General features: G+C 72.2%; 12 protein-coding genes. 6 read left to right on the forward strand and 6 right to left on the reverse strand.

What is annotated here, in order from left to right; genetic code table 11:
• Positions 1–27: 27 nt before the first annotated feature.
• Both IPL40_11365 and IPL40_11370 read right to left on the reverse strand, forming a co-directional pair.
• Complete coding sequence (locus tag IPL40_11365; protein MBK8481760.1) at positions 28–1245, reverse strand: DUF790 family protein; 1218 nt, start codon at positions 1243–1245, stop codon at positions 28–30.
• Entirely contained in the window at positions 1232–2614 is a 1383-nt protein-coding gene (locus IPL40_11370) for a DEAD/DEAH box helicase family protein (GenBank protein ID MBK8481761.1), read from the reverse strand. Before IPL40_11370 ends, IPL40_11365 begins: the two co-directional genes overlap by 14 nt.
• A gap of 99 nt (positions 2615–2713) precedes the next feature.
• Between IPL40_11370 and IPL40_11375 the strand changes: the two genes are divergently transcribed.
• The 5 genes from IPL40_11375 (at position 2714) to IPL40_11395 (ending at position 9171) form a co-directional block, all read left to right on the forward strand.
• Complete coding sequence (locus IPL40_11375) at positions 2714–4063, forward strand: replication-associated recombination protein A (protein MBK8481762.1); 1350 nt, start codon at positions 2714–2716, stop codon at positions 4061–4063.
• A 433-nt stretch (positions 4064–4496) separates the two neighbouring features.
• The gene (locus IPL40_11380) at positions 4497–5942 is read left to right on the forward strand and encodes a hypothetical protein (protein MBK8481763.1); all 1446 of its coding nucleotides are present in this window, start codon (positions 4497–4499) and stop codon (positions 5940–5942) included.
• 48 nt (positions 5943–5990) lie between these two features.
• Positions 5991–6371 (forward strand): hypothetical protein, encoded by a 381-nt coding sequence (locus tag IPL40_11385; GenBank protein ID MBK8481764.1) that lies wholly within the window; start codon positions 5991–5993, stop codon positions 6369–6371.
• Positions 6372–6508: 137 nt separating this feature from the next.
• Positions 6509–7972, forward strand: coding sequence for a hypothetical protein (locus IPL40_11390; protein MBK8481765.1), 1464 nt, complete (start codon positions 6509–6511; stop codon positions 7970–7972).
• On the forward strand, positions 7969–9171 hold the full coding sequence (locus IPL40_11395) for a hypothetical protein (protein MBK8481766.1): 1203 nt from the start codon (positions 7969–7971) through the stop codon (positions 9169–9171). The genes IPL40_11390 and IPL40_11395 overlap by 4 nt, the downstream gene beginning before the upstream one ends.
• An 18-nt stretch (positions 9172–9189) precedes the next feature.
• On the opposite strand, the gene IPL40_11400 is transcribed toward IPL40_11395, so the two are convergent.
• Complete coding sequence (locus IPL40_11400; protein MBK8481767.1) at positions 9190–11562, reverse strand: hypothetical protein; 2373 nt, start codon at positions 11560–11562, stop codon at positions 9190–9192.
• Between the two features lie 86 nt (positions 11563–11648).
• Positions 11649–13226, reverse strand: a complete 1578-nt coding sequence (locus tag IPL40_11405; protein MBK8481768.1) for a B12-binding domain-containing radical SAM protein — start codon at positions 13224–13226, stop codon at positions 11649–11651.
• A 430-nt stretch (positions 13227–13656) separates the two neighbouring features.
• Between IPL40_11405 and IPL40_11410 the strand changes: the two genes are divergently transcribed.
• The gene (locus tag IPL40_11410) at positions 13657–14706 is read left to right on the forward strand and encodes an ATP-binding protein (GenBank protein MBK8481769.1); all 1050 of its coding nucleotides are present in this window, start codon (positions 13657–13659) and stop codon (positions 14704–14706) included.
• A gap of 50 nt (positions 14707–14756) precedes the next feature.
• Here the strand turns inward: IPL40_11410 and IPL40_11415 are convergent, their stop codons facing one another.
• Entirely contained in the window at positions 14757–15578 is an 822-nt protein-coding gene (locus IPL40_11415) for a hypothetical protein (protein MBK8481770.1), read from the reverse strand.
• Between the two features lie 63 nt (positions 15579–15641).
• The gene (locus IPL40_11420; GenBank protein ID MBK8481771.1) at positions 15642–21701 is read right to left on the reverse strand and encodes a hypothetical protein; all 6060 of its coding nucleotides are present in this window, start codon (positions 21699–21701) and stop codon (positions 15642–15644) included.
• Positions 21702–21770 lie beyond the last annotated feature (69 nt).

Raw genomic sequence — 21770 nt, forward strand, 5'->3', positions numbered from 1 at the left:
CCCGCGCGCCTCTAGCCCCGCGCACCTCTAGCCCCGCGCCTCGTAGAGCGCCAGGCGCTCGGCGAGCTGGCGCGCCTTGATCACGCCCGCATAGACCAGGAGCTGGCCGGGCAGGTCGGCGTCGAGCGCCTGCTCGCTGACGCGCAGACGCTTGCTGACGGCAAAGAGCATCGGCTGCGTGAGGCCAGCGCGAACCAGGTCGATGCGGCGCCAAACGGCCTCGCGGCTCCAGTAGCCGAGCACCTCGAGCAAGACGCGCCGGCCGCTCGGCTGGTGGGTGAAGACGAGGTCGGGCACGCAGAGGCCCACGCCCGGCAGCTCGACCACCTCCTGCGCGAGCGCGGCCTGCCACGGGCTCTCGAGCCGCGCGAAGTCCGTCAGCAGGCGCGCCACCTCGTCGGGCGGCGGCGGCGGCGCGGCCGGGCGCTCGGGCGAGGCCTCGCTCTCGAGCTCGAAGCGCAAGGGCGGTCGATCCTTATCCCAGCGCACGTCGGCGGCGAGCCGCCACTGACCAGCGCCGCGCAAGGCCCGCAGCAGCAGCGCGAGCTGCAACCCGTAGCGCGTCACCTCCTGAAAGAGGCTGAAGGGCCCATCGACCTCGAGGCGGTAGCGTCCGTCGTCGAGGCGCTCGAGCCGATAGAGCAGCCGGAGGAACTTCAGCCGGCCGAAGATCGCGCGGTAGGCGGCGGCGTCCGGGCAACGCAGCTCGACCGTGACCCGCAGCGCGCGCAGCAGCACGGCCTGCTGCTGCCCCAGCTCGTAGCTCTCGACGAGGGCCGCGGCGTCGAGCGCGGCGAAGGCGACGAGGCGATGCTGGTCGTTGCGGTCGGCGTAGAGCGCCTGCTCGACCTGCTCCGCCCTCAGCCCCAGCGCCCCGGCCGCGGCGCGGAGGACGGTCTCGCGATCAAAGGGCTGCTGCTCGCTCGAGGCGCGCCGGGCCGCCGCCGCGTGGGCGAAGATCGCCCGCCGCAGCTCGGGCGGATCGAGGACCGCGTGCTGCTCGAAGGTGCAGCGATCCTCGAGCAGCTTGCGCAGGCCCTTGAGCAGCTTGTAGTCGGTCGGTTCGCCGGGGACCTCGTCGCAGGCGGCCGTGAAGGCGCCGCGGGTGCCGCCGACATGCGCGCGGGCGAGCGCGACGAAGCGCTCTGCCGCGACCAACAGACGCTCGCGCTCGAGCGGGCGCAGCGGCGGCACGCTGAGGCGTCCGGCGCGCCGCCGCACGCGCACGAGATCACTGGTAAGCAACGTGCTCCCTCCGGCGGCTGCTCGTCAGCACCTCAGAGGTGCCGCTGGCCACCAGCTCATAGAGCACGGCGCGCTTGTCGCCGGTCTGGCGCAGGATGCGACCGAGGCGCTGGACGTGCTCGCGCACCGAGCCGCTGCCCGAGATCACGATCGCGACGTTCGCCGCCGGAATATCGACGCCCTCGTTGAGCACCTTCGAGGTCGCCAGCGCGTTGGTCGTGCCGGCGGCGAAGGCGGCGAGGATCGCGCTGCGCTCGGTGACCTTGGTCTGGTGCGTGATCACCGGCACGAGGAAGCGCCGCGAGAGCTCGTAGGCCGCGTCGTTGCGCTCGGTGAAGAGCAGCACGCGATCGCCACGATGGCGCTGCAGCAGGTGCTCGACATAGGCCAGCTTGGAAGGCGCCGCGAAGGCCAGCGTGCGCTGCCGCTGATAGGCGAGCATCGCCTGCCGCCCCTCGGCAGTGCGCGACGATCGCATCACGAACTGCGCCCAACCCTCGGGCGAGCTCATCCGCAGACCGGCCGCCGCCACGAACGCCCGATAGACCCGCCGCGCCTCGCTGTAGGCCGTGCGCTCCTCGGGCGTCAGCTCGACGCGTAGCTGCTCGACGCGGTAGTCGGCGAGATAGACGCCGGCCAGGTCGACCACGTCGCGCCGGTAGACCTGGGGGCCGACCAGCTCGCCGAGCAGCGCGTGGCGGCCGTCGGCGCGTTCTGGCGTCGCCGAGAGCCCGAGCCGGTAGGGGGCGAGCAGCGCGCGCGCCGCCAGCGCGTAGCCCTCGCTGGGCAGATGATGGCATTCGTCGAAGACGACCAGGCCGAAGCGCGCCCCGAGGTGCTCGGCGTGCAGCCGCGCCGAGTCGTAGGTCGAGACGGTCAGCGGCTTGAGCAGGAACTCCCCGCCGCCGATCACCCCGACGTCGCAGCGAAAGCGCGTGCGCAGCAGGTCGTACCACTGCGCGACTAGGTCGAGGGTCGGGGCGATCACCAGCGCGTCCCGCCGCATCGCGTCGATCGCCAAGAGCGCCACGTCGCTCTTGCCCGCGCCCGTCGGCAGCGCGACGACCCCGCGCCCCTGGGCCGCGCGCCAGGCCGTCAGCGCTTCGCTCTGAAAGGGCCGCGGCGCGCGCCGCACCTGCAGCCCCTCGTCCAGCACGCCATAGCGCCTCGCCGCGTCGTTGAAGGGCTGCCCCGCCTGACGCAAGGCCAGCACGAGCTCGGCGTAGGCCAGCGCCGGCGCGCGAAAGGAGCGGGTCCGCGGATCCCAGCGGCAGGCTGGCGGTAGCTGCGCGCCTGAGCCCCTCGCCCAGCCGCGCAGCTCGAGCGTCCCCCCTACGAAACGCAGCTCGAGCTCGCCGGCGGTCGTCATCGCCGGCCGAGGGTAGTCGACGAAGGGCTCGGCGCGGAAGCCCGGGCGCGCGGGCACGTTGACGTGGGCCGGCGCTCTCGGGCACGCTCGGGGGCAGCGATGGACCTCTTTCAGCATCAGGCGCAGCGGGAACAGCGCGGCGCGCCGCTGGCAGCGCGGATGCGGCCGGCGCGGCTGGAGGAGTTCTTTGGCCAGGAGCATCTGCTCGGGCCCGGGCGCCTGCTGCAGCGGGTGGTCGCCGAGGAGCACCTGCCCTCGCTGGTGCTCTGGGGGCCGCCCGGCAGCGGCAAGACGACCCTGGCCCGCCTGCTGGCGGAGCAGAGCGGCGCCCGCTTCGTCGCACTCTCGGCGGTCGGCGCCGGCGTCAAGGAGCTGCGCGCCACGGTCGACGAGGCCGCCGAGCAGCGCGATGTCTATCGGCGGCGGACGGTCCTCTTCATCGACGAGCTTCACCGCTTCAACAAGGCCCAGCAGGACGCGCTGCTGCCGCACGTCGAGGCCGGCACCGTCGTGCTGATCGGCGCGACGACCGAGAACCCCTCCTTCGAGGTCAATGCCGCCCTGCTCTCGCGCGTGCGCGTGCTGCGGCTCGAGGCGCTGGCGGCCCCGCACCTGGTGACGATTCTGCGCCGCGCGCTGGCGAGCGACGCCGAGCTGCGCACGCTCCAGCCGCGCTGCGACGAGAGCGTGCTGGAGGCTATCGCCCAGACCGCCGACGGCGATGCGCGCCGCGCGCTGACGACGCTCGAGATCGCCGCCAATCTCGCCGGTCCGGGCGGCGAGCTCACGCTCGAGCTGGCCGAGCTGGCGCTGCAGCGCAAGACGCTGCTGCACGACAAGCAGGGCGATCAGCACTACGCCGTCGTCAGCGCCTTCATCAAGAGCCTGCGTGGCTCGGACCCCGACGCCGCCGTCTACTGGATGGCGCGGATGCTCGAGGCCGGCGAGGATCCCGTCTTCGTCGTGCGCCGGATGGTGATCTTCGCCGCCGAGGACGTCGGCAACGCCGACCCGCAGGCGCTGGGGCTGACAATCGCCTGCCTCGACGCCGTGCGACTGGTCGGCCTGCCCGAGGCCCTGCTGCCGCTGACGCAGGCCTGCACCTACCTGGCGACCGCGCCGAAGAGCAACAGCGCGCTGACGACCTACGACCGCGCGCGTGAGGCCGTGCACGAGCACGGCCCGCTGCCGGTGCCGCTGCACCTGCGCAACGCGCCGACGGCGCTGGCGCGCGCCGCCGGCCACGGGCGCGACTACCGCTATCCCCACGACTACCCCGGGCATCACGTCGCCCAGCAGTATCTGCCGGATGCCCTGATCGGCCAGCGCTTCTACCAGCCGAGCGGCAATGGTCGGGAGGCCGCCGTGGCCGAGCGGCTGGCGCGGCTGAAGGCCGCCGGCGAGAGCGCCGAGGCTCCGCAAGAGGGCCCCGACGAGCCCAGCGCGTAGCACCTAGCGCCCGGCTTTCGGTCGATCGACCGACCGCGTCAGGCGCCACCAGCGGCCAGGGGCGCGGCGGGGGGCGGCGGGCGCGGGGCGCGCGGGCGAAACCTACGTCACATTTCAGCAGGCCGGGGCGCCGCCGCCTTCCGGCACGGCGCGTGCATTGCGCCGAGGGCGCGGCGTTCGCCCTCGCGAGGGCCGTCGAGCCAAACGCCAGCTACCCTCGGACCCGAACCAGGTTCCGTTGAAGCCCGCTGGCAGCGGAGCGTAGACCGTGCTCAAGCCCCACTCCTGGTCCCGCCTTCTTCCCTTGCCGGCGCTGCTGGCGTCGCTCGCCCTGCTCTTCGCCCTACCAGCGAGCGCGGCGCCGCCTCAGCAGGCGCCGTGGGTAGCCCTGAGGCGAGAGCTCCGAGGGCCCGGCAGGCGAGGCGCCGCTCGGGTGGTGCGAACGCTCACGGCCTTGGGCCTGACCAAGACCCAGGCCCTGCGCTTCTTCATCAGCGCGGGTGGCACGCGGCGCGACGCGGTGCTGGGCCTTCACGGCAACGAGGAGCGCGTCGGCAGCCTCAGAGAGGCGCAGCGGCTGGTGACCCAGCAGGGCGGTGAGCGCCGCGCCTTCTACGTCGATATCGAGGTCCACAACCTGGGCGGCCTCAACGCCGCGGCCGGCTCTGGCGCGGCAGCGAACAAACACCTCGCGGCCTATGCTCGCCTGGCGGGCCATGCACTGGATGGCCTCGAGGCCCAGGTGCTGCTCTTCCGCCAGGGCGGCCCGCGCTTCAGCGCGCTGGTCTATGCTGACGCCTCGGTTGATCAGTCCGCGATCGAGCGGGCGATGCGCGGGGCGCAGGCGGACATCGACGTCTACGCGCGGTCCGAGGGCATCGCCCAGGCGCGGCACCCCAAGGAGCCAGCGAACGCGGCGGCGGGCGGCGCGGGCCTCCACTTCGGCGTCGCCGAGATCAGGCGCGGCAGCAAGCCCCGGGTGGGGCTCGTGATCAAGGCGGCGGAAGCGGCGCGGGCGCAGAACGCGCAGGCACAGGGCGAGCAGCGGCGCCGCGCCGCCGAGGGCGACGCCCCGGTAGCCGATGAGAAGACGCTGACGCGGATTTTCGCGGCGATCGAGGCACCGTCGCTGGCGCTGGGCGGAGGCATCGAGCGCAAGCGGCCCGATGAGGCCCTTTCGAAGAAGGTCAGCGCGCCTCCGACCTCCGTCACGGGCGTCTTCCCGGACCAGATCACGCTGCGCCGCGCCGCCGTCATGCCCTTGGGGGCGACGCGCCCTGAGGCGTCGGTGGGCCGGTGGTTGCGCGCGCTGCGCGCGGCCTTCCGCGCCTCCGGTGGCGAAAACCGCGACCCTGTCACGCGGCTGGAACGCGGCGAGAACCGCGTGCCCACCGTGCGGCGATTGCTGGAGTACCTCAGAGCCCATTCGAAGCAGAGCGCCTTCTACGTCGTCGTGGACATCGCCAACGTGGCTGGGCTCAACCAGGCACACTCGAAGGCGAAGGTGAACCGCGAAGTCTTTCGCCGCTTCGCCGAGCTGATTCAGGGGAAGCTGCGGGGCATCGAGGGCGTCAGGCGGCTCAGCGTCGCTGGTTTCCGCCACGGCGGCGACGAGCTCAGCTTCGTCCTCGTCGGTGAGGGCCTGGGGGCCGCGAAGGTCGAGCAGGCCATGGGCCAGGCGAAGCGCGAGGTTCGTGTGTCCGCGGCGGCGTCGGGATTCATGGAGACGCCAGCGCTCAGGCAGGGACGGCCACCGGGCACCGATATCTACTGGGCGATGGCGGCCATCAACGCGGACTCCCGGCCAGAGTGGCTCTTCGAGGCCGCGGATCGCGCCATCGAGCGGCTCAAGGTCGCGCCGGCGCCGGCTGGCGGCTAGTCGAGCGGGGCCGTCCTGGGCTAGACTGCGGCACGAGGGAGAGCGCGCATGACCAGCCCGATCAAGATCACAGCGACCCAGGCGACGGCGGATAAGAAGCTGCTCAACCATGAGTGGATCGAGCTGAAGAACGAGGGCGCGGCCCCCTTCAACGTCGAGGGTTGCATGGTGACCACCGCGCTCGGCGGGGGCCGGCAACGCGATGTGACGACGCTCAAGGCCGGGATCGTCGTCCAGCCCGGCGAACGCCTGCGGCTGATTACGGGCAGCGCCGGCAAGCAGGCGCATGGCGAGGCGCCCAGCGTCGAGGGCGTACGCAACGTGCACCTCTTTCTCAAGGCGCCCTACCTCGAGCGCACGGGCCTGACGCTGCGCCTGGTCAACCACGCCCACCAGGAGCTCTGCCGCGCGGTCCACGCGCCAGATTGATCGGGGCCAGACGTTTGATCGGGGCCAGACGTTTGATCGGGGCCAGACGTTTGATCGGGGCCAGACGTTTAACGCGGCCAGACCCGAGGCGCCCGGCGAAATTGACGCCGATCCTTCGTACCCCGTAGTATTAGCCCATGCGCCCATCCCATGTCGCGTGTGTCGCGTGCGCGGGGGCGCTCGCCCTTGTGCTCCCCCTGCTCTTCACGCCCAGCGCCCAGGCTCAGCAATCGTGCTACACCGTCAGCGCCTGCCGGCGCGGAGGCAGCATTAGCACTTGCGTCGCCACCAGCCGCGGCGCCGCCAGCTGCTGGTATACGGTCTCCGGCGGCGGGACCTACCCCTGCGCCGCGGGCTGCGACTGCACCGCCGCGGCCGAGGCGGTCGTGCGCTGGTGCGTCGGTTCCGGCGGCGGCACGACCTGCAGCAACAAGTGCGGCAGCCACTGCTGCAGCGCCTCGCAGCAATGCTGCAACGGGAGCTGCGCGCCGAGCGGCGTGACCTGCTGCGGCACGGGCTACTGCGAGAGCGGCAAGAGCTGCTGCAACGACACCTGCATCCCCGCGGCGGCGAGCTGCTGCGGCACGGGGTCCTGCGCCGAGGGCAGCACCTGTAGCGAGGGCAAGTGCTGCCCGGCCGAGCGGCCGATCAACGACCACGGCGCCTGCTGTCCCTCCGGGCTGCCGAATTGCGGTAGCTGCTCGGATCCGGCGCAGCCCAACGCCTGCGGCAACGGCGTCTGCTGCGGCGCCGACGAGCCCTACTGCTGCTGGGACGGGTCCTGCGCGATCTTCGCCGGCTCCTATTGCGCGTCGAAGCCCAACACCCCGCCGAGCGAGACCGACAAGCCGCCCCCCTGTCCGAGCGGCGAGGAGCGCTGCGGGGAGAGCTGCTGCGGCACGGGAACCTTCTGCTGCGGGGGGAGCTGCATCGCTGACGGGCATCCCTGCTGCGGCGGCGAGAGCTGCGAGGGCGTCTGCTGCGAAGGCGCCTGCCAGCCTCCGGGCACCACCTGCTGCGGCGGGGGCAAGGCCTGCGCGCCGCCCGATACCGTTTGTTGCGCCGACGGGAGCTGCGCCGGCAGCGCTGCCGCCTGCCCGCAGAGTCAGGCGCAGACCTGCGGCCTCGGCAGCACCGCCTGCGGCAACAAGGGCGGCTGCTGCAAGGCCTCGGGCGGCGCCGTCTGCTGTTCGGACGGGACCTGCGCCCCGCAGGGCGCCACCTGCTGCGGCAACGGCTACTACTGCCCCTCGGCGCTCCCCAACTGCTGCGGCTCGTTTTGCTGCCCGGGCGCCTGCGGCGCGACGGGCTGCCTGCGCGCGGGCAACGCCATCGGCGCGGCGGGCACCGTCCCGGGTGCCCTCAGCCCGGGCGGTCAACCAAGCGCGAACCCCGCCGCGGGCACGGCGCCAAAGAGCGGCAGCAGCGGCGAGCGTGGCACCCTGGGCAAGGACCGCCTCGGCTACGGCTGTGGCGGCTGCAACGACGATCCCGCGCGCCGCGAGGGAGGCCCAGCGGGCGCGCCCGATCTCGGGTTCGGGGCCGTGGGCGGGCTGCTGCTGATCGAGCGCCTCGGTTCGCGGCGCCGGAGACGCCGATGAGTACCCTACGCAAACGCTGGGGCTGCTGGGTGGTCGTGCTCGGAATGGGGACCATCGCACTGGCGACAGAAGCGGCGGCCGCGGAGCCTGCCGCTGGTGCCTGCAGCGCCGCGCTGCTCGAGCCCGAGGCCCGGGGCGTACCGAGCGCCGTCGCGCTGCTCGCCGACGGACGGATTCGGCAGGAGCTCGCCAGTGCCGGCTGCCCGGCCGTCGATCGCGCGAGCGTCGCCGCGATGCGCCAGATGCTCGGCCTGCAGGCCAGCCTCGCGCCGCATGAGATCTTGCAGCTCGGGCGGAGCCTGATGGTGGGAGCGATCCTCGCGCTGAAGCTCGAGGGCGCCAAGGGCCAGGTCGCCGTCGAGCTGAGCGCCTATGCCCCCACCACTGGCGCCGCACGCCACCGCAGCGCCCGCGTCCCCGCGGCAGAGCTCCTGCCGACGATCGTCGCTCTGGCGGCAGAGCTGGCGCGGCCTGCCGCGGACTCGGCGACGACGAACGAGCCCGTGGCGGAGCGCGTGGCGACGCCCGCTAGCGCGCCCAGCACCGCGCCCAGCGCCGCACCCGCTAGCGCGCCCAGCACCGCGCCCAGCACCGCACCCGCTAGCGCGCCCAGCACCGCGCCCAGCACCGTGCCCAGCACCGCGCCGGCCGCGCCACCCACCACCGCCGGCGCCGCGGCCGCGCCCGCGCCCGTGCCAACGCCCACCCCGACCGCGCCGGCGCCGGGCGCCCCCTTGATCATCAAGCGCGCGCCGGCGCCCACGCCGCTCTTCACCGTCGGGGTCGATCTGCAGACCTACTACCTCTTCGGCGAGGCGCGCGGCGGTCCCATCGTCGGCCTCGAGGTCGGCAGCGGCACGCGGCGCTTCCAGGGCGCGTTCCTCTTCCGCGTCTACCCGGGCGACGCGACCGGCTACCTGCTGGGCGGGCGCCTCGAGGGGCGACCGGGTTGGGGCCGCTTCAGGCTCGTCTTCGGCGCCGAGCTGGGCTTCGTCCTGGTGCCCGGCAACCAGGACAACATCGACCTGCTGCTGCTCGGCCTCGAGCCCCTGGGCGTCGCGCTCGAGTGGCAGCACCTGCGCCTCAGCGCCAAGCTCCTCGGCACCGACGTGTATCTCGTGCCCGCCGACCTCTCGGCGGGCCGCAGCGCCGAGGCGCTCTACGGGCTCAGCCACGGCCTCTCGCTGACCGTGTTCTGACGCGCCCGGCTCCTCACCTCAGGGATTCACGGTCGCGCCGCGGTCGACGAGCGCGCCGTAGCTGAGGGCGCCACCCCCGAGCGTGAGGACCGTCCCCTCCTCGAGCGTCAGCACGCCGGCCACGGTCAGCGCGCGACCCTCCGTGGTCAGCGCGCCCGAGAGCAGCTGCAGGCCCTGATTGGGTCCATCGAGCCGCAGCGCGGAGGTGGCGCGCAGCGCCGGCGCCAGCGGCGGCCTGTCGATCAGCACCGCCGCGCCCGGAAGCTGCGCGCTGTAGGTGCCGAGCTGCTGGTAGAGGCTTTGGGCCCGCGCGCCCTTCAGCACCAGCTCGGTCGAACCCCCTCCCGCGCAGCGCCGCTCGCTCGCGCACGAGAAGGCGACGTCGCCTCCGACCTCGATCCGACCACCCTCGAGTCTACCGTCGATCACCTCGAGCCTGCCGGCGACACGCAGCACGGTGCCGGGCGCCAGCCCGATCCACTCGTTGTTGAAGCCGTAGCGCTGGTTGTAGTCGTCGAGGTCGATGAGCAGCGTCGGCACGTCGAGCGTCCCGACGTCGAGCGGAAAGGCGTTCTGATTGGCCTCGGTGCTGACCCAGGGGTTGATCACGAGCGCGCTGAGCCGGTTGACGAAGGTGCCGCCGACGATGCGAAAGCCCTCGTCGTCGTGCGGCAGCGGCAGCCCGTACTCGCGATCAAAGTGAAAGCGCAGCGTGCCCGTGGGGCTGACGAAGCTGCCTCGGCTGAGCTTCAAGCCGGAGAGGCTGTAGCTCGTGGTGCCGGCCGCCGGCTCGAAGCTGCCGTCCTTGTCCACGACGACCAGCGGCCCGAGACCGGGGCCGCCATAGGTCTGCGCGACGCCATCGCCCTTGACGATCAGGGGCGTCAGGCCGCCCTCGGCGCAGACGCCCGCGCCGGCGCAGGTGGTCGTGAGGTTGCCGCGCAGCTCGATGGCGCCGCCGACGAGCTTGCCGTCCTCGAGCACCAGCTCAGCGGCGACGAGCACGCGCGTCGTGGCGCCGAGGCGGAGGATCGCGCCGTCTTGGCCCTGGGTCGTTTTCGTGTCGAGGATACTGACGACGAGGCGGTTGAGCTGCAGCGGGGCGACGCTGTCGATGCGGGCCACGTCGGTCCAGAGCTCGTCGTTCGCTTTGCTACCATCGAAGCGCACGGTCCCCGCGCCGGCGACGAAGACGCCCCCGGAAAGGGTCAGCCCGCCGGTGTTGTCGACCGCCGTCGCGAACCCGATCGAGAGCGTCCCACGCGTGCTCTCGAAGCGCCCGCCGGTCAGCGTGACGTTGCCGTTGACGACGATCGCGCTCTCGCTGCCGCGTAGCGTGCCCCCGGCGACCGCGATCCCGCTCGGGCCGACGCTCAGCGTCTGCCCGACCCCCTGGCGCAAGAGGCCCGTATACCCGGGCGCCAGGTCGAGCCCGGCGACGCTCGTCGGCGCGCCGAGCGTGCAGTCGCAGCGGGCCCCGCAGCTGGCATCGAAGCGCGCGACGTCGCCCGCGCCAGGCACCACCCGAGTCGACCAGTTCTCGGGATTCGCGAAGGCCGCATCACCCGCCCGACCGACCCAGACGAAGGCCGGCAGCGCAGCCCCGGCGCGCCACTCGATCCGCGCCGAACCCGGCGTCGCCGAGACATTCCAGGCCTCGTCGCGCGCGAAGGCCCAGACGACACGCAGGCCGATCGCGCCGAGCTGCAGCGGCCCCTGCGGCGGCGCCGCGAAGCAAGGGTCGTCGAAGCGCGGCGCCCCCGGGCTCGGGAGGTCCGCGGCGGTCTCGATCAGACAATAGGCGCTCGTGCCGGCGTCACCGCCGAGGGTAACGTTGACGGCTCCGGTCGCCGTGATCAGCGCGGAGCCGCTGCTGACGTCGGTCAGGTCGAGGGTCGGCGGTGGGGGCGCGAGGGTGTCGAGGATGATCGAAGCGCGCGCCGGTCCCCATGACACCCGCCCCTGGGCATCCGCGCCCCAGAGCGAGAGCGCGTGGCGCCCCTCCTCCGCCGGAAGCAGGAACTGCGGCGGACGCGCCGTCCACCAGCCAGCCGCGGGGCCCTGCCCTTGCACACAGGGGGCGTCGGCGTCGCTCGGTGGGAGCGCGTCGGCCAGCGTCAGGCAGTAGCGGGCGACGCCCTGATCACCGGCGATCACGAGGTCGAGGGTGCGCGAGCGCGCGCGATCCGAGCGCCCCGTCAGCGCATCACGCAAGCCGAGCGTCAGCAGCTCTGACGCACGATCCGCCCCGGCATCGCCGGCGAGGGGCGCGCGACCGGTCTCGAAGCCCGCGCGCACGCAAGCGCCCGTCAGCCCGAGCAAGCACGGAAGCAGGCCCAGGGCCCACACCCTGTGTTGGCCGAAGAAGCGCACGCCTCCACTATAGCGCAATTATTAAGAGTGGTTTTTGTTACGACCTGAACAGGAATATTGCACCCGTCCAGGCGCCGCGACCCCGGGCAAGCCGGTGGCGCGGCTCAGGTCGGCAGCGGCTCGAGGAGGGTCGCCACGCGCTGCTCGAGCAGCGTATCCATCGTCTGGGCGAAGGGGCCCAGATGGAGATAGAGCGCGGCCATCGACACCGCCGTGCGCAGCCCGCGCGGGTTGTGCATCAGGGCATCGAGCAGCGCCCCCCAGTAGTGGCGACGGGCTGCCCGGTCGCGAAAGCCCGCGCGTAGGCAAATCCGGACGAAGCTGCGCAGGTCGCGCAGCAGCAGGCGCAGCGGCTGGCGGCAGCGGTTGGCGCTGAGATCCATCTCGCGCACCATCCGTCGGACGCGCCCGAAGAAGGCGCCGGGCGCGTAGATTTCGCGTAGCACCTGGCGGTAGTCGGCGAGCGCCTCGGACTTGGGCCGCCGCGTACGGAAGTTGAGTCCCGAGGTGCACTGATCGGCGTCGCCGCCGCCCGCGACCACCTGGTCGAAGACCCCCTCCAGCCGCCCCTCGGCGGCGAGGCGCCGGGCGAGCTGAGTATTCGGCAGCGCGTAGAGCAGCCCGACCATGCAGACGGGGATCGCCGCCGCCTCGATGCAGTCGATCATCGGCCGAGCGATGCTCTGCGTCTCGGCGTCGAAGCCGATGATGAAGCCAGCGTTGACGAAGAGACCGGCCCGCTGGATCGCGCGCACATGCTCGACGAGGTCGCGGTTGAGGTTATGCGTCTTGCCAGCGCCGGCGAGCGCCGCGGGGTCGGGCGTCTCGATACCGACGAAGACGGCGAAGAAGTTGGCGCGCCGCAGCGCTTCGAGCAGCGCCGGGCTGTCGGCGAGGTTGACGCTGACCTCAGTGGAGAACTCGAAGGGCTGACCATGCGTCGCCAACCACGCGCTCAGGGCGGCGCAGAGCGTGGCCGCCTCGCGACGGTTGCCGATGAAGTTGTCGTCGACGAAGTCCACGTGCCCGCGCCAGCCGAGGTCGTAGAGCGCCTGCAGCTCGGCCAAGACCTGCTTGGTGGTCTTGGTCCGCGGCCGCCGACCATTGAGCTCGATGACGTTGCAGAACTCACAGGCGTAGGGGCAGCCGCGCGAGAACTGCACGCCCACGTGCAGGTAGCGCTCGAGCCGCAGCAGGTCGAAGCGGGGCACCGGCGAGGTGTGCACGTCGGGGAAGTCCTCGGCGCGCACCAGGGCGCCGCGGCGCCGTTCGCGAACGGCTTCGACCAGCGCGTCCACCACGGCCTCGACCTCGCCGGCAACGCGTAGGTCGGCAGCCGCGTAGACCTCGGGGCTACAGGTGCAGTCGGGGCCACCCACCGCGACGTAGGCCCCCAAGCGCTGCGCTCGGCCGACCACCGCGAGCGCATGGGTCTGCTGCGGCAACATGCCGCCGGTGAAGACCACGTCGGCCCAGGCCAGGTCCTCGTCGGTCAGCTCACCGACGTTGCAGTCGCAGAGCCTCAGCTCCCAATCGCGCGGCAGCACCGCGGCGACCGTAATCAGGCCGAGGGGGGTATTCGAGTAGCGCTTGCCTACCGCCTCGAGCGTCGCCTGGTAGTTCCAAAACGACTTGCCCTCGAAACGCGGATAGACCAGCAAGACCTTGAGGGAAGCGGACATCGACGGCTCCTTCTCGCCTCACGTGTCGCCTCACGGGCGAACCCACGAGCGCGGTCGGTGCAGGACGGCGCCGCCGGGGGCCTCCTCCTGGGGTGACGCAAGGGCGCCGGACCGGGGAAGGCACGGCGCAGGCCTGACCCTTGCGATGACCCTTGCAACTAGCGCGACGGCGCGCCGAAGACAAGCGCGCGCGAAGGCCCGCGGCCGATGTGCGCTGGAGGTGTGCGCTCGATGTGCACTCGATGCGGGCGTGAATTGCAATCATGGGGGTCGTGACGCATACTGGCGCGGCGTCGCGCTTTGGGGACTTTAAGGCCACTGCCCGGGCACGGCGCCTCGGGTGGAGTGTGCGTCGAATCAGTGCTCAGCGAGTCGATCCCGCGCCATGCTAGGTCCTCGTTGCGTCGTCTATAGCCAGGATCCAACTCCGGTGAGGAGCTGGGTCGGGCAGCTGCGTGGCGTCGGCGGCTCGGTGCAGGTGGTAGCGGACCCGAAGGCTGTCGCCGCCGAAGGCGATGTCCTGCTCGGGCGGCTCGAGGGCGTCGGCGATCCCCTGGTCGCGCTGCTTGGCGAGCTGCGGCCCGCGTGCGCCAGCGCGCTGGTGCTCCCCGAGCCCAGCCTCGTCGACGCCGTCTACCTGCTACGACAACCCTCCGTCCAATCGGTCGTCGCCGAGGACTACCTCGGGGCCGCGCCAAACCTGCTGACCTATCTGGCAGGCAAGCTGGCCTGGGGCAACATCTTCGGCGTGTCGAAGCTCTTGCCGTGGGGTGTCTTGATCGGCACCGAGGTGATCACCTCTACCGAGGATCGGCACCGCGCGACGACCTCGCTGCTGGCCTTCGTCAAGACGCTGCGCCTCCGCGCCCGCCTCTGCGACGGCGTGCAGCTCGTCGCCGAAGAGCTGTTGATGAACGCGCTCTACGACGCACCGGTCGATGGCCAAGGGCGGCCGCTCTTCGGCCATCTGATGCCCAACCAACGGGCCAACGTGCGGCTCGAACGACCGGTGACGCTGCAGTACGGCTGCGATGGGCGGCGGCTCGTGATCAGCGTGCGCGACACCTACGGATCGTTACGCCGCTCATCGGTGCTCGACCGACTGGAGCACTGCGCGCAGGCGGCCGACCAGATCGCCGACAAGCCCTCCGGTGCGGGTCTGGGTCTGTACATGGTGGCGAAGCACGCGACCGAGCTGATGTTCAACACGGTGCCGGGCAAGACGACCGAGGTGATTGTCGTGCTCGATCTCGCAGCATCGACGCAGAGCCTGCGCCACCTCGGCTTCTTCAACGAGCCCAACCCCGTCGTCGCGGAGGGGCGCGTCCGGGAGGAGCTGAACGCGCCGCAGGGCAAGGGCTGGGTCTTCGATTTGCGCTATCTCGTGCTGACCATCGCCGCGCTGCTGCTCTTCGTCGTCGCGGGCCTCGTCTTCCTGTGGCCCTATCTGGTTCCCGGAGCTCCGCCCCACGGCGGCTAGTCGGAGACCCACCAGAGGGGAGGGGCTGCCCCAATCCCGGCGCGGGAGGCTCAGCCCCCGCGGAAGACGACGTAGGTCAGCAGCAGGATCGCCAGGCTGAGCAACCCGACCACCACATAGAGCAGCTTGTTGGGGAAGGGCGCCGGCGACGCACCCTCGGGGTCGAAGGGCGTGTGCGTGAACGAGACCTCGCTCAGCAGGCTCTTCAGCTCGCGCGAGCTGGGGATGCTCGAACTGCTGCCACCGCCTGTGAGCGAGCTGGGCCCGAAGGCACCGACCGTCGCCAGCGCGGGCTTGATCATCGAGCTCCGTGAGCGCAGCGGCTTGGCGTCACCACTGCTGACCTTACGCAGCGCCTGTTCGACCTCCGGCGGGATCTTGGGCAGCTGGAGCCCGGCGAGGAAGCCGAAATAGGAGCTCTCGAGGTCGTCGAACTCGAGCAGCTGGTCGCACTCATCACAGCGGGAAACCGGCGCGCGAAAGGGCTGCGTCCGCAGCGCCTCTTCCATGCGAATCAACAACATCTTGTCCGACTCGCAGGGCGGCGGACAGAAGTAAGGCGAATAGAAACTGAGGATCTTCCCGTGACCGGTGAAGTTATTGATCAGGTTGACCTGCGTCATCATCGCCGGTGAGCACTCGATCAGATAGACGTCGAGCTGCTTCTGCTGGAGCTCGCCGAGCCAGTTGACCCAGTCGCGCACGCCGCAGGAGTTGATGCGCTCGACGTCGGCGCTCTTGATCACGACCAGGGGCTTGGTCAAGCGCTCGGTGATGGCGCTGAGCGCGTTATCCTCGTCGATCACGCCGGCCAAGGCGACGTAATTGACGTTCTCGAGTTCAGTTACCTCGACGTGCAGCCGATCACTCATCGTTCCCTCGCACTCGCCAGGCTACTCTGGCGCCTGAGCCTTGTCGAATTCATCGGGAGCCGCTCAGCTCCAGAGCCGGCGGTGGTCCTCGACAAAGGCCGCCGAGACATAATACTGCGCCATGCGCTCCACTGCGGGCGAGGCCACCAAGAGGCCGCCCTCGCGCACCACCGCCGGCGGGAAGGCGTCGGCGACGAGCGCCACCCGCGACCAGGCACCGAAGTCCTCGCCGAGCAGCAAGGGCAGACGATCCCATAGATCCACAGTGCTCGCCAGCCAGCGGTCGAAGAGCTCGGGAAGGGGCCCGCCGATCCGCGCGCGGAGCTGAGTGAGCTGCCTGACCGTGCGCCGCGGCAAGCGCCGCAGCAGCTCCTGAAAACCCGGTCCCTGCGCCTCGTCCTGCCCGAGGAGGACCAAGGTCAGCTCGCGCAAGCGACGCAGGCGCCCGGCCGCGCTGGCGAGCAAGGAGGGGTAGCCAAGCCGCACCGCAACCGCCGCGCGCAGCAGCAAGACGCGCAGCTCGTCCCGCTCGAGCTGCAGGGCGACCTCCGAGAGCAGCACCGTGCTGCCCTGAACCCGCACCAGCGCCGCCTGCTCGGCGACGCGGGCGAGGGTCACGCCGGAAACGCCGAGCACCCGCGCCGCGAGGTCGCGGGCCTCCAGCGCAGGCCGGTGCACGACGGGCTGCCACTGGCTGCGGTCGGCCACCATCGCCTCGGGCAGCACCTCGTCAAAGACGTGCAACACGAAATCACACGGCGACTCGCGCCAGGGAGCCGTGAAGCTCTCCCAGCCCGCCACGCTGACCGGCCGGTCGAGCGCCGGCGGCAGCGCTCGGTCATCGCGTTGGCCCGTCGCCGACTCCAACACCTGGGCAGCGCGGCGCGCTGCAGCAGTGTCACCGACGGCGACCGAGAGCCTCAGGAGCTCGCCGTAGGCCTCGGCATAGGCCCCATGGTCAGCGAGCGCCGCCCGCAGAACGGTCGCCGCCTGCGCGTGGTCGCCGCGCGCCGCCAGCAGTCGAGCCAAGGCCACGCGGTCGTCGATCTCGCCCCTCGCGGCGGCAGCGTCGCCGCCGCGGCAGACCTTCTGCAGCAGTACGACCGCCCGTTCGGGATGGCCGCTCGCGGCATAGAACTGGGCCTGGGCCCGCTGCACCTCGTCGTGGCCGGTCTCGGCGTTCTGCTCGGCAGCCTTGAGCTCGCGCTCGGCGGCGCGGAGGTCGCCGGCGCCGAAGTGGCGCCGCGCCAGGGCAAGGTTGGCGGCGACCCACTGGGGCAACACCTCGCTCGCGCGCCGCCAGTGGCGCTCGGCCTCGCTCGCGCGACCGCTGCGGTAGGCTGCCATTCCCAGCAGCTGGAGCTGCTCCGCGAGACGCAGCGGCGTGAGCGCTGGCGCGCCGCTTTGACCCTCGCAGAGCGGCAGCATTTCGGCGTAGGCGGCCGGCGCAGCGCCAGCAAGCAGGAGGCACTCCACGAGCTTCTGGCGCGTCTCGTCGGCCGCGGGCTCGCGCTGAAGGATCTCGCGATAGAGCGCCGCCGCGCGCTCCGGTCGCCCGCGGCGCAGCAGCTCGAAGGACGCGAGCCAACCGGTCGCCGCCAGCCAATCGGGCGACCCGCCAGCCCGCGCGCGCAGTTGCTGCATCAGCTGCAGCGCTTCATCGCTCGCGTCGATCGCCAGCAGCAGGTCCGCGAGCGAGCGCGTCACCTCGAGCTCGTCGGGCGCCTGTTGCTGGGCGCGCCGAAAGAGCGCCAAGGCGCCCTCGACGTCGCCCCGCTGCTCGGCCAGCGCGCCGAAGCAGGTGTCCACCAGCGCACGCGCCACCGGGTGCTGCTGCACCGGCTCCGAGTGGCTGAGCTGCTCCAAGGCGTGCTGGAAGTCGTAGGCCCCGGGGTGGTGGCGACAGAGCTCCAACAAGACCACCAGCGCCTCGGTGTCGGCGGGCGCGAGCTCGAGCGACTGGAGCGCGGCCTCGGCGGCCTGCGTCGGTCGCTCACAGCGGGCAAGCGCCCGAGCCCAGCGCACGTAAAAGCGCAGCTCGAGGGCCGGCGTGCGACGCAGCGTGCCACTGCGGTTGCAGACCTCACCCCAGCGCGCGGCCTCGGCGGCGTCGCCGCGGTCGGCGTGAATCTCGAAGAGGGCGAGGGCGGCGGGCAGACAGTCGGCGCTGACCTCGATCGCCCGGTGGTAACAGGCCTTCGCCTTCTCCGGATCGTTCAGCCGCTCCTTATAGAGCTCGCCGAGGCGAGCCAAGGTGTCGGCCTTGCCCTTCGGATCCTTCCAGATCCGCGCCTCGAGCTCGAGCGTGCGCGCGACGTGATCCCACTCGTTGCGGCGCGCGTGGAGGTCACGCAAGCCGTGCAGCGCCGGCAGGCAGGTCGCCGACATCTTGACGGCTCGCGTGTAGTAACGCAGCGCGTCGTGGTCGTTCGCGAACTGCGTCTCCATCACGGAGCCGCACTTGAAGCAGAGCAGCGCCCGGCGCCGATCGCTCGGCTCGATCGCGATCTGCTTCTCGGTCGTCTCGAGCAGCTCCTGCCAGCGCTCCCGCGACTCGTAGATGCGCGCCAGTGCGTCCAGCGCGGCTGCGCTGGCGGGCTCCTCCAGGTGCGCCTGGCGATAGATCGTCAGTGCGCGCTCGACATCGGGGATGCGCTCGCAGATCCCGGCGGCCCGCAACAGCGCCTCCAGGCGATGTAAGGGCTCGCCCATCCCCGCTGCGTGCTCGACCAGCAGATCGACCAATCGGCGGTGATCCTCCTGCCGCTCCAGGCGTCCCTCGAGGACGGCGAAGGCCTCGGCGTCCGTCGGATCGAGCTTGTAAAGCCGCTCGAAGAGCCTCAGGGCCTCGGCCTCATCGCGTAGGCGCTCACGCGCGACGCGCGCCGCCTGGCGGAGGAAGGCGATCTGCGCGGCGCGTTCGCGCGCGATGCTGGCCTGGCGCTCGTAGACGGTGACCATGCGGGCCCAATCCAGCCCCTCGGTCAGCACCTGCTCGAGCAGGCGTACCGTCGCGGTGTCGCCCGGTCGCAGCTCCAGGAGCTGGATGAAGCTGTCCGTCGCGCTCGACCGCGCCCCGAGCCGATCGAGCTCGATATGCCCCTTGCGCTCGAGCAGCGCCGCCGCCGCCTCGGGAAGGACGCCGCCGTTGCTCGCCGCCAGGGCCGCGAGCCGTCGTTCATAGAGCGACGCCAGCTCAGCCCAGCGCCCGTGTCGCGCATAGGCCTGCTCGCAGTAGCGCAACGCCGCCTCGTCGTCCGGGTAGAGCTGCTGCAGACTACCCAAGATGCGCAGCTCGGCCCCTTCGTCGCCGAGCTCCGCATAGAGCGCACCGAGCTGCAGCAGGGGCTCGAGCAGGTTGTCTTGGCCCTCGCTGACCGCGACGATTTGCTCGAGCACGCGGGCGCGCTCACGCGGCCCCTCCGTCAGGTCGACCCTGCTGGCGAGCAGGCGCAGCGCCTCGATCTGCGTCGGCTGCGCGGCCAGGACCTGTTCGAGCTGCTGCCGCGCGAGGGTGCGATTGCCTAGCTGCTCGAGCGCCAGCCGCGCGAGCTCGATCCGCAGCGGCACGGCCTTCTCGGCGACGATCAAGGCGCTGTGCTCCTCCAGCAACGCCGCTAGCTCCGCCCAGCGCCCGCCATCCGCGAGCAGCGGATGAAGCAGCTCGAAGACGGCGACCGTGCCGGGCCTGGCGCGCCAGGCCTGCTGCAGCAAGGTCACAGCCTGCGCGCGCTCGCCCAGCCGCTCGAGCGCGATGCGCCCGGCCAGCAGCAGCGCCGCCTCCTTGGCCTCGGCCTGGCCGGCCTCACCAGCGGCGACCGCCCGCCAGGCCTCGACGGCCTCGGCCCAGCGCTGATCGGCGACCAGCGCCTCGGCCAGCGCCTGGCGCCCGGTCCGCGTCTGCTGCAGGAGGGGCGCGCTGGCAAAGAGCCGCGCCCGCTCGCCCGTGAGCTGACAAAGCTCGGCGAACTGCTGGCCCACGCGCTCGTCGGCGGGCGCCAGACTGAGCGCCTCAGCGCTGCGGTCGAGGGCAGGCTTGAGGTCGACGACGCCACCGCGCTGCGCGCCCCGCCGGCGCAGGTCACCGACGAGGTCGAGCAGGAGCGCGACCCGCTCAGCGGTCGGCGGCGCGAGCGAGAGCAGTCCTTCGAGCAGGGGGATGCGCTGATCATGGGCCTCCGGGCCGAGCAGGAGCCGCAACGCGTTGAGCGCTTCGGGCTGGAAGGGATTGAGCTCGAGCGCGCGGTAGAAGGCCTGCGGGGCGGCGGCCGCGGTCGGGTCGGCGGCACGGTGGAGCCGGCCGATCTCGCAAAAGAGCTCAGCCGCCTCGAGATCGTCGACCAGCGCTGCCGTCTGCTCGAGGGTCGCTGCCGCGGCGGCGGGCTGGCCGAGGCTGAGCTGCACCTCCGCGAGCTGGCGCAGCGTCGGCGCCGCGCCCGGCGCGAGCGCTCCAGCGCGTTCGAGCAGGCCCAACGCCTGCTGCCGTCCGTCGCTGCGGCGCGCGAGCTGCCGCGCCAGCTCACAGAGCGCGGCGACGGCGGCCGCGGGCTCGGCCCCCTCGAGGACCGGTAGCAGCGCGCTGAGGAGCGCCTCCCAGCGCGCGCCGCTCGGCCAGCGCAGCGCGGTGAGCGCCAGCAGCGGGAGACTGGCGGGCAGCGTGCGCTGCGCCAGGGTCAGCAGCTGCTGGTCGACCGCCTCGTTCGCCGCGCGGTCTGCCGTGGCGACCTGAGGAGCACTGATGCCGTGAACGCTGGTGCCGAGCGCCGCGAAGGCGCAGAGGGCGCGCTCATGATCCGTCGTCAGGCGCTGGCCCAAGGTGAGCCAGGCCTCGCGCAGCAGGCCCGGTGCGCGCAGGCGCCGCGAGGCGGCGAGCAAGAGGCCGCCGGCCTCCCAGGCCAGCTCGGGCGGGGCCTCGCGGGTGAGGACGCGTAGCTGCTCGGCGATGGCGCGCAGCGCCGGAGGGTCGTCGATCGCCAGCTCCACGGCGAGGTGCAGCGCCGCCGCCGCCGCCGCCGGCGCGAGGTCGACGAGCACCGCCATCAACGCTCGCGCCAGCCCCGCGCGCTGCCCCAGGCGCGCCTGGCAGAGCAAGCGCATGCGCCGCAGCACCGGCCCGAGCACCACGTCGTCCGCCAGCGCCAGGGCCGCGTCGGCACGGGCCGGTTCGTCGGCGGCGACGAGGAGCTGCGCGGCGCGCAGCCGCAGCGCGGCTGCGAACGCGCTCTCATGCACGCGCGCACGCTGTAGGTGCTGCTCGGCGAGGGCGGGACCCTGCGCAGCGCAGCCACGCCTGGCGGCCAGCGCTTCGATCTCGGCCCAGGCTCGCGAGCGCTGGGTGACGGGCAGCGGCGGGAGGACGACCCCGCTGTCGGCCACGCAGAGGGCGAGCACCGCGGTCGTCGCCACCCGCTCGACCGCGCAGGCCGTAGTCCCGAGCGCAGCCTCCCGCGCCTGCAGCGCCGCGCCAACCGCCAGGCCGGGCGACGCCTCGGCCCACGCCAGATCGAGGAGCGACTCGGCGACGAAGAGCGGGAAGCGCGGGCTCAGCTGACCGAGGAGCGCCACCTGCTCTTCGCGTTGGCCGAGCCGATCGCCGTAAACATGCGCCGCGAGGCATTGCTCCGTGGGATCCCCTTGCGCCAGCTCGGCCGCCAGCTCCTCCCAACGGTCGGTCGTCACCAGCATCAGCTGCCGCACCAGCCGCGAAGCCTCGGCGGCATCGTCCCCCGCCGCGGCGCCCGCCGCGCGCGGCACCCGACGCTCCAGCGCTGGCGCGGCGGCGAGCCGGCGCAGATCCTCAGCCAGCGGCGAGCCGACCGGTCCCCGCTTGCCCTCGGGCTGCCCAGGCCCGTAGAGCGTGCATTGGCGCAAGAGCCAGCGCGGCAGCCGAGCCTCGTCCGCTTGCCCCTCCAGCGCGCCGCCAAGGTGCTGCTCGACCTCCGCGCATGGGGCGCCGAGGTCGAGATAAGCGACGGCGACGAGCAAGCGATCGATCGAGGAGATCGGGTCGCCTTGCGCGATCGCCGCGAGCAAGCGCGCCCAATCGTCGGCCGCAGCGCGGGCGTCGGCGCTTGACGTCGGCGCCAGACCATCGCCCGCCGCATTCACTTCGTCACCGACCATCGCTCACCCGGCCTGCTTATCTGGCCTGTTGATCTGGCCCGTTGATCTGGCCTGTTGATCTGTTGATCT

The organism is Pseudomonadota bacterium (assembly GCA_016711215.1).
In the GTDB taxonomy this organism is placed as follows: Bacteria; Myxococcota_A; Polyangia.

Coding starts and splice junctions, on each gene's coding strand:
- IPL40_11370 (MBK8481761.1), bottom strand. CDS start 2,614: ATGACGACCGCCGGCGAGCTCGAGCTGCGTTTCGTAGGGGGGACGCTC.
- IPL40_11375 (MBK8481762.1), top strand. CDS start 2,714: ATGGACCTCTTTCAGCATCAGGCGCAGCGGGAACAGCGCGGCGCGCCG.
- IPL40_11385 (MBK8481764.1), top strand. CDS start 5,991: ATGACCAGCCCGATCAAGATCACAGCGACCCAGGCGACGGCGGATAAG.
- IPL40_11390 (MBK8481765.1), top strand. CDS start 6,509: ATGCGCCCATCCCATGTCGCGTGTGTCGCGTGCGCGGGGGCGCTCGCC.
- IPL40_11395 (MBK8481766.1), top strand. CDS start 7,969: ATGAGTACCCTACGCAAACGCTGGGGCTGCTGGGTGGTCGTGCTCGGA.
- IPL40_11405 (MBK8481768.1), bottom strand. CDS start 13,226: ATGTCCGCTTCCCTCAAGGTCTTGCTGGTCTATCCGCGTTTCGAGGGC.
- IPL40_11415 (MBK8481770.1), bottom strand. CDS start 15,578: ATGAGTGATCGGCTGCACGTCGAGGTAACTGAACTCGAGAACGTCAAT.
- IPL40_11420 (MBK8481771.1), bottom strand. CDS start 21,701: ATGGTCGGTGACGAAGTGAATGCGGCGGGCGATGGTCTGGCGCCGACG.